This is a genomic window from Natronomonas sp. (assembly GCF_046710025.1).
In the GTDB taxonomy this organism is placed as follows: domain Archaea; phylum Halobacteriota; class Halobacteria; order Halobacteriales; family Haloarculaceae; genus Natronomonas.
Genome location: NZ_JBKEGK010000045.1, coordinates 1 through 14,546, shown reverse-complemented (window position 1 = coordinate 14,546; position 14,546 = coordinate 1). Strand labels below are relative to the sequence as shown.

The window sequence follows — 14,546 nt, the reverse complement described above, 5'->3', positions numbered from 1 at the left end:
AAGCCCGCGAGTATGGGTGTTCGATGATCGCGTTTGAGGATTTAACCGACATTCGTGAGCGTACCGGGGCGTCGTGGGGTCACACGTGGGCGTTCAACCGCCTCTACGAGTATGTTGCGTACAAGGCTAACGAACACGGTATTACCGTTGAGCAGGTTGACCCTGAGAACACGTCACGCCGTTGTTCTCACTGTGGGTTCACGCATCCGGACAACCGCGACAGCGAGTCGTTTGCTTGTCAGAAACGCGAGTATGAGAACCACGCCGACTACAACGCCGCGAAGAACATCGGCCTGCGGTATCTTCGTCGCAACCAAACTGGGGGCGACGAAGGCGAACCTTTAGGCGTTCGCTTGAACAGCAGGATGCTGAACGTGAACGGAGACTATTCTCCTGCCTCAACTGAGGCCAGAGCGCGAGTCCATGCTGAAGAATCCCACCCGTTTACGAGTGGGTAGCTCAAAGCCTACCGTTCGACGACGAGGAGCGCGACTCGTTCGAGAACTAGCGCTGCCAACCCAGCGTCGGTCACGTCGAGTTCGGTCGCGTCGACGTCGTAGAACGAGCGGACCCGCGCCTCGTCGTACGCCCCGAGCGTCGCAACCGGAAAGAGGAGGTCCTCGATGGCCGCGGCGGCAGCAACCTCGTTTCCGGGACCATCGACAAGGACAACAGTAGGCGTCTCACCTGAGGAGACCCCCATCTCGAAGGCTCGGTCGATCTGCCGGCGACCGGCCGCGTACAGCGCGATCTCGACGCCGCGGTCGCGAGCGATCGCCTCGCCGCGGTCGCGCTCCCTGTCCGCGAGGTTGACGGCACGCTCAAGATGGCGACGGGAGACGACGTAGCGTGCATCAAACGCCTGCACGGTCACGTCGTGTGCGGCCGCGATTTCGCCCGTCTGTTCGAGAAAGGCGTCGACGTCCGCAAACCGGTCGCCTCCGATCTCCGCGATCCCCTCGACCAGCCGCATCACCGACCACCGCCCATCAGAAATCACCGAGGTTCGACTGGTCGTCGCCAGCCCCGGCGGCCGTCTCGTTGCGTTCGGCGTCGTCGGAGGTCGTTTTGGGGGCCGCCGTTGCGTCCGGGCTGACTTCGTCCATGTCCGGGTCGCGGTGGCCGGCAGCTTCGAGGACGTTCTCGGCTGTCTTCTCGCGCCCGCGCAACGCGCCCAAGACGACCGCCTTGTCCGCTTCGCGGAGGTTCGCCCGCGTCTCGATGCCAGCGTCGTAGAGTCGTCGGGCGCGCTTGCGGCCGACGCCACGAACGCCCGCGAGGTCGATCAATTCCTCGCCGACCCCGTGTTTGACCCGCTGTTTCGCCTCGCGGATCGTCGCGACGCACGCGAGACCGAGTTCACCCGCGAGCGATTCGGCCGCCCCGAGCAGCCATTCGGCGGTATCGACCTTCCCGCGGATGTCGCCCGGGCCGACGCCGTAGCGTTCGGCGATCTCGTCCTCGTCAAGTTCGCTCGCCCAGTCCTCAAGCATCCGGGCGGTCTTCAGCGCCGACAGCCAGTCGTCGAAACGCTCCTCTTCGAACTCGCTTGGGGTCGCACCGAGGAACTCCGACTCGCGCTCGTAGGCCAACATCGTGTACTCCTCGCGGTCGCCCGAGCGGAGATACAGTTCGTACATGTCGGGCGTGCGGGAGACGAGGTGGTACAGCCCCATCGCCGTCGGGGCGGTCGCGCCCTCCAGTCCGTCCAGGATTTCCGCCGCGCTCATCGGGTCGAGATACAGCCGCGAGATGGTGTGGCCGAGGTTCGTTGCCTCGATCGTCGCCCCGCGGTCGATGAAGTCGTTCGTCTCGAGATAGGCGAGCGTCGAATCGACGATCCGCTCGAGGTTGTCCCCGGCGGCGCCCACATTCTCCGCCCCGCGGTCGTCGTCGGATCCGGCCCCGCGTCGGTACTGTGTGGCGTACAGCGTCCGGTCGAGGAACTCTAAAAGCGCCGCCCGCGAGTCCGCGAAGCCGGAGGCGATCGTCGCAAGCAGGTGGGTGCGCATCGATGGCTCGCGCGCGAGTTTCGACTCGACCGGTTCGGGATCGGCCCAGACGTAGCGATCGAGCAACTCGTCGAGTTCGTCGTGGCTCTTGGCCAACAGCAACGCCTCGCCGTAGGGGTCCCGCCCGGGACGGCCCGCCCGCCCCATCATCTGGTGTACCTCGAGCACCGAGAGGGGTTTCATCCCGCCAGCCTCCCCGGAGTAGCGCCGCCAGTCCCGGACGACAACGCGTCTGGAGGGGGTGTTCACCCCGGCGGCAAGCGTCGGCGTCGCCGAGACAACCTTTATCAATCGATCGCGGAAGGCGTCCTCAACGATCGATCGGTGGTCGCTCGAACACCCCGCATGGTGGAACGCGGCACCCTTCTCGACGCACGTGGCAAGGTCCTCGCTCGTCTCGGTGTCGGAGACGCCGCGGATCTCCTCGGCGAGGTCCGAGAGCCGTCGGCGTTCCTCGTCGTCCAGTCCGTCGCGACTCGTGTTCGCCAACCGCTTTGCCGCCCCCTCGGCGTTCCGTCGGGAATTGACGAACACCAGCGTCGAACCGTCCTCGGCGAGCGTGTCGCGGACGATCGCCTCGGTCGGTTTTTCGTTCGACCCGACGCGGAGTTCGCGCTGTGAACCGTCGCCGAAGTGCAGCGCCTGCCCGTACTGGACGCCGGTCCTGAGTTCGATCGGGCGCCACGAGGAGTCGACCAACTCGGCGTCGAGCCACTCGGCCATCTCGCCGGCGTTGCCGACGGTCGCCGACAGCGCAACGACCTGGAGGTTCGGGTTGATCCGCCGAAGTTTCGCGAGCGTCACCTCAAGGGTCGGCCCCCGGTTGGGGTCGTCGACGAGATGGACCTCGTCGCTGACGACGCAGTCGAGGTCGTCGACCCACGGCGCGCCGTTCCTGACGAGCGAGTCGACTTTCTCGCTCGTGGCGACGATGACATCCTTCCCGGCGAGCCACTCACCCGAGTCCTCGTAGTTGCCGGTCGCGACGCCGATCGAGACGCCGTAGGGTTCGAACGCCTCGAACTCCTCGCGCTTCTCGCTTGCGAGCGCCCGCAGCGGGACGATGTACAACGCCTTCCCGCCGCGCTCGATCGCCGATAGCATCGCGAGTTGGGCGATAAGGGTCTTGCCGCTCGCAGTCGGAATCGACGCGACCAGGCTGTCCCCATCGGCGACCCCGGCCTCGACGGCCTCGGCCTGCGGCGGGTACAGCGACTCGATTCCCTCCTCCCGAAGGTGCGCCGCGAACCACGGCGGCACCCCGGACACGTCGGCAACATCCATTGGAACTCGATTGTGCGTCGTCGAATGTAAAGTATCGTATCGCCGGCGAACGCTCCCTGAACCGGGCCGGGAAACGACTCATGCACACTGGCGGAGCGTATCGATGGCTGAACTCCGTTGAGCCGGTTTGTTTTTGCGGACAAACTATGGCTAATGTCTCTTTAGCTGCGTAAAAAAACGTCCGATCAGCAGGGCGTGTCTATTCTGCACGTTGACTGTGACCCGTCGGTTCTCGGTCTGACCTCAGCGTTTCTCGATAGGGAGCCTGGGGGGATATCAATCGTGACGGAGACATCACCGGAAGGCGCGCTCTCGCGACTCGAAGCCAAGGCGTTCGACTGCGTTATCAGCGATTACAACATGCCCAGGATGGACGGACTGGAGCTGTTCGAGGCGATCCGGGGGTACAACGTGACAGGTCCCCGGTGCCGTCACGCCTTTGATCCCCTCGGCCAAACACCGTGTATGAAGATGCGCTTCGATCGGGAGACCTGTATCGGGATGTTCCAGTGTACCGCCGAGTGGGACGCGTTCGAGAAAGATGAAAACGAGGGGAAGGCCGACCTCGCGGAAAGCGAGGAGGTCGAGCCGGACATCTTCGAACGAGAAATCCCGTCGGATGCCGAACTCGACGCGAAGTTCGCCGCGCGGGTCTGTCCCGTTGACGCCATCGAGGTCTACGACGACGACGGCGAGCAGATTGTATAGCGTATAAAAGCCGAATCGCAGCGATCAGCTGATCTTTTCGTACTGGTCTTCGAGTTTCTCCGCGGCCTCGTCCATCAGTTCCGCCTCGTAGTCGTCGAGGTCCCACTCGATTACCTCCTCGACGCCGTTGGAGCCGAGTTTGACCGGGACGCCGAAGCCGGTGTTTTCGTAGCCGTACTCGCCGTCGAGAACCATCGACCCGGGCAGCACCTCGCCGGTGTCGTTGAGGATAGCTTCGACCATGTGGGCGACGCCCGTTGCCGGCCCCCATTGGGTTGCACCCTTCCGCTCGATGACGTCCATCGCGGACTCTTGGAGGTCGGCAAGGATCTCCTCGCGGTCGCCCTCGAAGTTGGGGTCGGTACCGTCGACGCGCACCTTCGAGAAGGCCGGCACCTGGGCATCGCCGTGCTCGCCGAGGATCGTCGCCTCGACGTTCTTGACGGGGACCTCAAAGCGCTCCGAGAGGACGTACCGGAAGCGCGCGGAGTCGAGGCGGCCGCCGAAGCCGATAACCTTGTGGCGGTCTCGGTCGCCCGACTCGTAGAGGTGGCGGTTGAGCAGGTCGACGGGGTTCGACGTGGTGATCGAGACGTAATCGTCGTTGTGCTCGTCGATGGAGGCACCGATGTCCTCCATGATCGGGGCGTTATCACCCGCGAGGTCGATCCGGGTCTGGCCCGGTTGTCGGGGGATACCGGCGGTGATGACGACAACATCGGAGTCCGCGGTGTCCTCGTACTCGCCTTGGACGACCGTCGTGTTGGAGTCGTAGGCAACTCCGTGGTTTGTGTCGGCCGCCTGCCCGATGGTCGTCTCGCGCTGGTCCGGGATATCGACGAAGACGAGTTCGTCGGCGATATCTCGTAACGCAATATTATACCCCGCAGCGGCACCGACGGTTCCCGCGGCACCGACAATGCTAACTTTAGTCATAGTCGTTCGCAGACGGGCGTGGAAGGCGATTAACTCTTGTCTTTTGCGCCCGTGAGTTGAGGAAGCCTAAACAACTGCTTGAGCCGCTCTATGCCGATTTTTAACCGTCCGTCGAAGCCGCTCTCGTCAACACACGTACTACCGAAACGAGTCTCGTATTGGCCCGACTGGACAAGAACGGGGTCCGGTCGAGGAACGTGTCAGCGGTAGGGCACCGCAACCGACAGGATTTCACGCTGTGGACTCCTTCGACCGATAATGACTGACGACATCGTCGTCCGCGGTGCCTCCGAGCACAATCTGAAGGACATCGACGTGTCCATTCCGCGCGAGGAGTTCACCGTCGTTACCGGCCTCTCGGGGTCGGGCAAATCATCGCTCGCGTTCGAGACGGTGTACGCCGAGGGCCAGCGCCGCTACATCGAATCGCTCAGCGCCTACGCCCGGAACTTCCTCGGGCAGATGGACAAACCCCAGGTCGAAAACGTCGAGGGGCTTTCGCCGGCCATCTCGATCGATCAGAAGAACGCCGCAAACAACCCCCGGTCGACGGTCGGGACCGTCACCGAACTTCACGATTACCTCCGGCTGTTATACGCCCGCGTGGGCACGCCGCACTGTCCCGAGTGCGGTCGTGAGGTCGGCGAACAAAGCGCCCAGCGGATGGTCGAACGGCTACTCGAACTCCCCGAGGGAACCCGGGCGAAGATCTGTGCGCCCGTGATCCGCGATCAGAAGGGGGCGTTCGAGGATCGGTTCGAGGCGTTCGTGAGCGACGGGTACACGCGCGTCGAGGTCGACGGCGAGGAGTACGACCTCTCCGCCGAGATCCCGGACCTCGACGAGAACTACGACCACACCGTCGATGTCGTTGTCGACCGGGTGAAGCTGTCTACGGACGCCCGCTCACGGATCACTGACTCAGTCGAGACGGCCCTAGAGGAAGCTGACGGGGTGTTGAAGATGGTCTTTCCCGATCCGCCCGAGGATGCCAACATCGGGGCGGAAAGTCGGAACACGGGCGATTTGGCCGGTGAGGACGGTGAGCGCCTCGTCGTCGAGTTCTCCGAGGAGTTGGCCTGCACCCACTGTGGGATCGACCTGCCGGAGATCGAAACGCGCTCGTTTTCGTTCAATTCCCCGCACGGGGCCTGCCCGGACTGCGACGGGATCGGCGAGACAAAGGAAGTCGACGAGGATCTCGTCGTCACGGACCCCGACAAGCCGATCAAGAACGTGTTCGATCCCTGGAGCTACAACCGGTCGTACTACCGGACCAGACTCGACAGCGTCGCAGCACACTTCGACGTGAGTGTCGAAACGCCCTTCTCGGAGCTCTCGGAGGACGTCCGGCGGCAGTTTCTCTACGGGACCGACAGCGAAGTCGTCTTCGAGCGGCGGACGAAGAACGGCACCAGACGAAAGGAAAAACGCTTCGAGGGCGTCATTCCGAACCTCGATCGCCGTTACGTCGAAACGGACTCCGAGAGTACGCGCGAGCATATCGAGGACTACATGGCGACGACGACCTGTCCCTCGTGTGCAGGAACGCGGTTGAAAGCCGAGTCACGGGCTGTGCTGGTCGCCGGGACGTCGATCACCGAGGTCAATCAGCTGTCGATCGGGGACGCTCGCAGGCACTTCGAGGGCCTCGAGGCCGATCTTGACGACCGCGAGCGGACGATCGCCGAGGAGATACTGAAGGAGATCCGTGCGCGTCTCGGGTTCATGCAGGAGGTCGGCCTCGAATATCTGACCCTCAATCGGGAGGCAGCCACGCTGTCCGGCGGGGAGAGCCAGCGGATCAGGCTCGCCACGCAGGTCGGAAGTGGCCTCGTCGGCGTCCTCTACGTCCTCGACGAACCATCGATCGGGCTCCACCAGCGCGACAACGACCGCTTGCTGGACACCCTTGAAGGCCTGCGGGACCTCGGAAACACCCTCATTGTCGTCGAACACGACGAGGAGACGATGTGGCGCGCCGACAACGTCATCGACATGGGTCCCGGGCCGGGCAAGCGGGGCGGCGAGGTCGTCGCCAACGGAGGCGTCGAGGACCTGATAGACGCCGAAGAATCGATTACCGGCGAGTACCTTTCGGGCGAGCGCGCGATACCGGTTCCCAGGGAGCGCCGCGACCCCGGCGGCTACCTGACGATCCGGGGCGCCCGACAGCACAACCTCGATGATCTCGACGTCTCGTTGCCGCTCGGCTGTTTCACCGCGATCACCGGCGTCTCCGGATCGGGAAAGTCGACGCTCCTCCACGAGATTATTTATAAGGGACTCGTCAGGCGGATGAACGACACCGACGTGTTCCCCGGCGAACACGACGATATCGAGGGCATCGACGAGGTTGAAACCGTTCGGCTCATCGACCAGTCGCCGATCGGGCGGACGCCGCGTTCGAACCCGGCGACGTACACGAACGTCTTCGACCACATCCGCGAGTTGTTCGCGGAGACGAAGCGCTCGAAGCGTCGCGGGTACGAGAAAGGTCGGTTCTCGTTCAACGTCAAGGGCGGGCGGTGTGAGTCCTGTGGCGGGCAGGGGACCGTCAAGATCGACATGAACTTTCTTTCGGACGTATACGTCCCCTGCGAGGAGTGCGAGGGAGCCCGCTACAACGACGAGACCCTTGAGGTCACGTACAAGGGCGCGACGATCTCCGACGTTCTCGATATGGAGGTTGACGAGGCGTACGAGTTCTTCGAGAGCCACAGCGGGATCCGGCGGCGACTGGGGTTGCTGAAGGACGTGGGACTGGGGTACATGCGGCTTGGCCAGCCCTCGACGACGCTGTCCGGCGGGGAGGCCCAACGGGTCAAACTCGCGGAGGAACTCGGCAAACGGGACACCGGGGAGACGCTGTACCTGCTCGATGAGCCGACGACGGGGCTCCATAGCGAGGACGAGCGCAAGCTGATCGACGTGTTACACCGGCTCACGGACGACGGGAACACTGTCGTCGTCGTCGAGCACGAACTCGACCTCATAAAGAACGCCGACCACATCGTCGACCTCGGACCGGAGGGCGGCGAGGGCGGCGGGGAGGTCGTCGCCGAGGGGACGCCAGAGGCGGTCGCACGGGTCGACGCGTCGCACACTGGGCGGTATCTACGCGATCATCTCCCGGCGGTCGAGATTGACGGCCCGCGGGCGGGCGAACGTCGTGCCGCCGGCGATGACTAATAAGCAGGAATGGGCGGCGAACGGCGGTTGAGAACAGATCGTCGAAGTCGATAAGTGAGAGCGCGTCGATAGCAGAGAGAGCGTCGATAGCAGAGAAGGAGCGCGTATGGGCGGCGGCGGGACGACGACAGGGCGGCGGGCGGTTCGCTACGTTTTTCTCCGGCCGTGACGACGTGTGGCTGTGCCACTGGAGAAGCCGGCTCGGATCGCGCGCGAACTCGCGAGCCACGGCTATGCCGCCGACCGGGAGGCTATCACGCTGTTGGCGGGCGCGGGCGACACCGCGGCGGCGCTCGCGCTCGCGGTCGAGGCGACGCCGGACGACGTGTTGAAACTCACCGCGTCGGACGTCCAAGATGCGCTCGGAGACGAGCCTCGGAGACACCGCGACCCGATCAGCGGCGACGACGCGGCGGCCGGATCGGAGGGGACAGCTGCCGAGGAGGATTCCGAGGCGGTCGGGGCAGTCGAGGGGGACACTCTCGCGGACCCAGGCGACAGTACGGAGAGATCAGACGGCAAGACGGAGAGACCAGACGGCAAGGCGAAAAAACTGGACGACAGTACCGGGAGTCCAGGCGATAGTAGCAAAGAACCGGCCGATGGCACCGGTAGATACCCCTCCGTTTCGACTGGAACCGAAGGGCCGAGTGTGGGGGACGGTACCGGTTCATCTCCAGTCGAAACGGAGGGGTCCCCAGGGGGAGTGTCGGTGACAAAGGGAGGGGCGGCGAACAGGCGATCGACGGGCGACGACTCGACGGATTCCGAGCGGAGAGCCGAAAGCGGCCGTAGCGCTGACCCATCGCGTCGCTCCCTCTATATCGGCAACGACATGACCGGCTACTCGACGGGCACCGGCGAGTACGACGACTTCGTGGCGACGTTCCGGGACCGGTATGAGCGCCTCGCCGGAAAGCTCAGAGGTCGGGTCAACCACCGGAATGCGACGGCGTTGCAGGCCAGCCCCGGCGGTGGAGACGCCGGCATAGTTGGGATGATCTCGGACATCCGGTCGACGACATCGGGGCACTGGCTGATCGAACTGGAGGACACCACGGGCGTCTTTCCGTGCTTGGTACTGAAGGACCGAGCGATCGCCGGGCTGGTCGAGGAACTGTTGTTCGACGAGGTGATCGCCGTCGAGGGGACGCTGTCGGACGACGGCAGCATCCTGTTCGTCAACGACCTGTACTTTCCGGACATCCCGCGGACGTACGAACCGTCGACAGCCGACAGACACGTCAAGGCAGCTCTTATAAGTGATATTCACGTCGGGAGCCAGGAGTTCATGGCCGACGCTTGGAGCCGCTTCGCGTCGTGGCTTCACACCGAGGAAGCCGACCGGATCGAGTACCTGCTTATCGCCGGCGACATGGTCGAGGGCGTCGGCGTCTACCCCGATCAGGACGAGGAGTTGGACATCGTCGACATCTTCGACCAGTATCGGCAGTTCTCGGAGTATTTAAAGGAAGTGCCGGGTGATCTGGAGATCGTGATGATCCCCGGCAACCACGACGCGGTTCGGCTGGCCGAACCGCAGCCGGGGTTCGACGAGGAACTCCGGTCGATCATGACCGCCCACGACGCCCGGATCGTGTCGAACCCGGCGGTCGTCACGATCGAGGGCGTCTCAGTGCTCATGTACCACGGCGTCTCTCTAGACGAGGTCATCGCCGAGCTCCCCGAGAAGAAAGCCAACTACGACGAACCACACCGGGCGATGTACCAGTTACTTAAAAAACGCCACGTCGCCCCACAGTTCGGCGGCCACACTCGGCTCGCCCCGGAAGAAGAGGATTATCTCGTGATGGACGAGGTGCCGGACATCTTCCACACCGGCCACGTCCACAAACTCGGGTGGGGGAAGTACCGGAACGTGATGGCAGTGAACTCCGGGTGTTGGCAGGCCCAGACGGAGTTTCAAAAGAGCGTCAACATCGACCCCGACGTCGGCTTCGCACCGGTCATCGATCTGGATACGCTGGACATGACCGTCCACAAGTTCTTGTAGCGTCGAACGGACAGCATCGGGGGTACGGTATCACCGAGCGGGAACGACGCGCCAGCGGCTGTCGGTTATTTACTCCTCGATACCGAGCGTTACTTAAATGCTGTCTCAAAGCCGTCGGTCCGGTCGCCAACGGGTGGTATGAGACTGATTAACATCGCCACGTTTATATGCTCTCTGTGAATAATTAGCATGTATGTCGCAGAACCAGGCGGCTCCGATGCCGGCTTCCGACTGTGATGTTATGGCCGCGGTGGACCGAGGCGACGCGGGCGAACAGCTCGTAATCGCCGAACTCTGTCGCGAAGAGGCCTATGTCACGATGTCGACGGAGACAACGGTCACAGTGGACGAGTGGCGATAGGCGGCATCGGCGACGGGGTGAGCTGACGGGATCAAATAAACGTCCGGCCCGAGGGGTTGCGGAACAACGTGGTCGGTGATGAAACGCGATGCGGACACCTTTTTGAGCACCCGGGGCGTTGGAGCGGATATGGATTATCGGCACGTCGAAGGCGGCCGGGAGTACGTCGGGCGACTCGAACACGGCGGTGACTGGCGGGGGCAGATCGAGGCGTTCGCCGAGGAGGAAGGCATCGACGCCGCGTTCTTCTTCGGATTGGGCGCGGTTCAGGACGCGACCGTCCTCTACTACGACCAAGACGATCAGGAGTACTACCCCGAGGAGTTCGACGAACCGCTCGAGGTGACGACCGCGCTCGGAAATATCTCGCATCTCGACGACGGTCTGTTCGCCCACACTCACGCGACGTTCTCCCGGGCCGACGGGACGATGCTCGGCGGCCACCTCGATTCGGGGACGGTGTTCGCGGGCGAAGTGTACGTCCGCGAACTCGACACCCATCTCGAACGCGAGCACGACGAGGTCACAGACCTCGACCTGTGGCCGCTGTAAATGCGACCGAACGACGAACGGTACTTCGAGCGGCTGGAAGACGGCCTCGACGAGGCGCTTTCGGTCGCCCGTGAAGCGCGGCGCCGCGGCGGCGATCCGACCGATGACGTCGAGATCCCGATCGCGAAGGACATGGCCGACCGGGTCGAAAACATTCTCGGGATCGATGGTGTCGCCGAGCGCGTCCGGGAGATGGAGGACGATCCGGATCTCTCCCGGGAGGAGGCGGCACTCGAGCTCGCGGCGGACTTCGCCGAGGGGACGGTTGGCGATTACGACACCCGCGCCGGGAAGATCGAGGGGGCGGTCCGGACCGCGGTTGCGCTGTTGACAGAGGGGGTTGTCGCCGCCCCGATCGAGGGGATCGACCGCGTCGAGCTTCTCAAGAACGACGACGGAACGGAGTTCGTCAACATCTACTACGCCGGACCGATCCGGTCGGCGGGCGGGACCGCACAGGCGCTGTCTGTGCTCGTCGCCGACTACACCCGAACACTCGTTGGGATCGAGGAGTACAACGCTCGGAGCGACGAAATCGAACGGTACGCGGAGGAGCTGTCGCTGTACGATAACGAAACGGGGCTGCAGTACGCCCCGAAGGATACCGAGGCGAAGTTCATCGCGAAGCACATGCCCGTCATGCTCGATGGGGAGGCGACGGGCGACGAGGAAGTCTCGGGGTTTCGGGATCTCGAACGGGTCGACACCAACAACGCCCGCGGCGGGATGTGTCTCGTGTTGGGCGAGGGGATCGCCCAGAAGGCCCCGAAGATTCAGCGTTACACGTCCCAACTCGAGGAGGTCAACTGGCCGTGGCTTCAGGACCTCATCGACGGGAACTACGGCGGGAATGCAAGCGAGGAGAAGGGGGGTAGCGACGACGCGACGGCGGACGAGGGCAATGGCGTGAACTCCGGCGGCGGGGAGGGGGTTAACTCCGGCGACGGCGAGGGGGTGACAGACGAGAGAGAGGACGAAGACGGCGTCGACGAAGCGGATGGGGCGGAGACAGGGGGGAATGACTCCGAGGGCCCGCCCAGACCCGATCCGGCGGACAAGTTCCTCAGGGATCTCATCGCCGGTCGGCCGGTGTTCGGTCACCCCTCCGAGGTCGGCGGCTTCCGGCTCCGATACGGCCGGGCGCGGAACCACGGCTTCGCGACCGCCGGGGTGCATCCGGCGACGATGCACCTCGTCGACGACTTTCTCGCGACCGGCACGCAGATCAAGACCGAGCGCCCCGGCAAAGCCGCCGGGGTGATCCCGGTCGACACGATAGAGGGGCCGACAGTCCGGCTCGCGAACGGGGATGTCCGACGGGTTGACGACCCCGAGGAGGCCCTCGAGATCCGCAACGGCGTCGAGGCAATTCTCGATCTGGGCGAGTATCTCGTCAACTACGGCGAGTTCGTCGAGAACAACCACCCGCTCTCCCCGGCGGGGTACGCCTCGGAGTGGTGGAAACGCGACTTCGAAGCGGCGGGGGCGGACGTGCAGGCGCTCTCGGACTCCCCGCGCGTCGATCTCGAACGGCCGGATGCGAAGCGGGCACTAGAGTGGGTCGAAACGTACGATGCGCCGCTTCACCCCGAATACACGTATTTGTGGCACGACCTCGACATCGATCGATTCGAGGCGCTCGTCGAGGGGGTAAGCGCGGGACACTGGGCGGAAGCCGATGGGGCAGCTATGCAGCAACCACCGGCGGATCTCGACCGGACGCTCGTCGTCGGGCACACCGATCCGATCCGGGAGGCGCTCGAGGTCCTGCTCGTCGAACACGAACAGGGCGACGAAACGCTGACGATCCCGGACGCGGTTCCACTCGTCCGATCGCTCGGGTTGAGCGACGACCTCGAACGGACGTGGGCAGAGCTCTCGGCGGAGGCCCGTCGATGGGACGGCGGCGAGAACGCGATGAAGGCTGTCAACGAGGTCGCGCCCTTCGAAGTCAGGGAGCGAGCACCGACCCGGATCGGCTGCCGGATGGGCCGCCCCGAGAAGTCCGAAAAGCGCGATCTTTCGCCGGCCGTCCACACGCTGTTTCCGATCAACGAGGCCGGCGGGCCACAGCGAAACGTCGCCGACGCCGCGAAGCACACTGACTCGATGCGGGATACGCCGGGGGAACTCGAAGCGCAGGTCGGCAGACGGCGGTGTCCCGATTGCTCGAGTTCGACGTTCCGGGCGCGGTGCCCGGACTGCAACGCCGTCACCAAGCCGCACTACGTCTGTTACAACTGCGACATCGACGTCGAGCCGGACGAATCCGGGCGGGCGATCTGCCCGAACTGCGAGAGCGAGGTCGACGCCGTCCAGCGGACGACGATCGACATCGGCGAGGAGTACCGATCAGCGCTCAAAAACGTCGGGGAGCGCGAGAACGCCTTCGACGTGCTGAAAGGCGTTCAGGGGCTCTCCTCGGAGCACAAGGTCCCCGAGCCGATCGAGAAGGGGGTCCTACGGGCCAAAAACGGCGTCTCGTCGTTCAAAGACGGGACGGTTCGCTACGACATGACCGATCTGCCGGTCACCTCGGTGCGGGCCGCGGAACTGGACATCTCGGTGGGTCAACTAAAATCGCTCGGGTACGAGGCGGACATCCACGGCCAACCGCTGACCCACGAGGAGCAACTCGTCGAATTACGCGTTCAGGACGTGGTGCTCTCCGACGGGGCGGCCGAACACATGCTCCGGACCGCCGACTTCGTTGACGACCTCCTAGAACAGTACTACGGGATGGAGCGGTACTACGAGGTTGAGACCCGCGAGGACCTGATCGGCGAGTTGGTCTTTGGGATGGCCCCTCACACCTCCGCCGCGGTTGTCGGGAGAGTGATCGGTTTTACTTCGGCCGCCGTCGGATACGCGCATCCGTACTTTCACGCCGCAAAGCGGCGGAACTGCTTCCACCCCGAGACCGAGCTCTGGTATGAGGACGACGACGGCTGGCACTACGAGGAAATCGAGACGCTTGTCGAATCTCGGCTCAATGAACCCGAGACGGATGACTTCGGAACGCTAGTGCAGGAATTGGACGGCGATGTGTGCGTGCCGTCAGTGACGGAGGAAGGACGAGAGGTAGTTCGCCCCGTCACGGCCGTCTCGAAACACGTCGCGCCGGAACACTTGATCGAAATCGAGACCGAAAGCGGGCGAACGCTTCGGGTGACACCCGACCACACCATGTTACGGCTCGACGAGATTAGTGACAAGGACCCGAAAGTCGGTATTGAGCGGATACCGGCAAAAGTCGGTATTGAGCGGATACCGGCAAGCGAACTTTCGGTAGGTGATCAGCTCCCGGCAAACACGCAGAGACGGAAGATAGCGGCATCGCCGGGATCGACGGAACGGGCGCCGAAGCCAGCTCAGACGGACGGCGGGAACGGGTTCGACGCTGTCAGTTCAGTTAAGTATAAAAAGTATACTATAGAAAATACATATTGTCTTACAGTTGAAGATACGAACACACTCTCGGTTAGTG

General features: G+C 63.8%; 10 protein-coding genes and 1 pseudogene. 8 read left to right on the top strand and 3 right to left on the bottom strand.

The window, feature by feature from the left end; all coding sequences use genetic code 11:
* Positions 1–458 (top strand): zinc ribbon domain-containing protein (locus tag ACI944_RS05020; RefSeq protein ID WP_411717965.1); only part of this gene is annotated, 458 nt, incomplete at its 5' end.
* 8 nt (positions 459–466) lie between these two features.
* Here the strand turns inward: ACI944_RS05020 and cgi121 are convergent.
* Positions 467–973: a KEOPS complex subunit Cgi121 gene (gene cgi121, locus ACI944_RS05015; RefSeq protein ID WP_411717967.1), complete on the bottom strand. Its 507-nt coding sequence runs from the start codon at positions 971–973 to the stop codon at positions 467–469.
* A 16-nt stretch (positions 974–989) separates the two neighbouring features.
* Entirely contained in the window at positions 990–3,296 is a 2,307-nt protein-coding gene (locus ACI944_RS05010; protein WP_411717964.1) for an ATP-dependent DNA helicase, read from the bottom strand.
* Positions 3,297–3,491: 195 nt separating this feature from the next.
* Between ACI944_RS05010 and ACI944_RS05005 the strand changes: the two are divergent.
* Both ACI944_RS05005 and ACI944_RS05000 read left to right on the top strand, forming a co-directional pair.
* Positions 3,492–3,698, top strand: a pseudogene (locus tag ACI944_RS05005) (response regulator); the annotation flags it as partial.
* 63 nt (positions 3,699–3,761) lie between these two features.
* Positions 3,762–4,004, top strand: coding sequence for a ferredoxin (locus ACI944_RS05000; RefSeq protein ID WP_411717966.1), 243 nt, complete (start codon positions 3,762–3,764; stop codon positions 4,002–4,004).
* 24 nt (positions 4,005–4,028) lie between these two features.
* On the opposite strand, the gene mdh is transcribed toward ACI944_RS05000, so the two are convergent.
* Positions 4,029–4,940, bottom strand: coding sequence for a malate dehydrogenase (gene mdh, locus ACI944_RS04995; RefSeq protein WP_411717963.1), 912 nt, complete (start codon positions 4,938–4,940; stop codon positions 4,029–4,031).
* A gap of 258 nt (positions 4,941–5,198) precedes the next feature.
* Between mdh and uvrA the strand changes: the two genes are divergently transcribed.
* From uvrA to polC, 5 genes are all read left to right on the top strand, one after another.
* The gene (gene uvrA / locus ACI944_RS04990) at positions 5,199–8,132 is read left to right on the top strand and encodes an excinuclease ABC subunit UvrA (RefSeq protein WP_411717962.1); all 2,934 of its coding nucleotides are present in this window, start codon (positions 5,199–5,201) and stop codon (positions 8,130–8,132) included.
* A 181-nt stretch (positions 8,133–8,313) separates the two neighbouring features.
* A complete protein-coding gene (locus ACI944_RS04985) occupies positions 8,314–10,146 on the top strand; it encodes a DNA-directed DNA polymerase II small subunit (RefSeq protein ID WP_411717961.1) in 1,833 nt (610 codons plus the stop codon).
* Positions 10,147–10,339: 193 nt separating this feature from the next.
* The gene (locus ACI944_RS04980; RefSeq protein WP_411717960.1) at positions 10,340–10,507 is read left to right on the top strand and encodes a hypothetical protein; all 168 of its coding nucleotides are present in this window, start codon (positions 10,340–10,342) and stop codon (positions 10,505–10,507) included.
* A gap of 129 nt (positions 10,508–10,636) precedes the next feature.
* Positions 10,637–11,059 carry a PPC domain-containing DNA-binding protein gene (locus tag ACI944_RS04975; protein WP_411717959.1) on the top strand — a complete coding sequence of 141 codons (423 nt, stop codon included), beginning with the start codon at positions 10,637–10,639 and terminating at the stop codon, positions 11,057–11,059.
* Positions 11,060–14,546: DNA polymerase II large subunit (gene polC / locus ACI944_RS04970; protein ID WP_411717958.1), on the top strand; the 3,487-nt coding region annotated here is incomplete at its 3' end. It abuts the gene before it with no gap.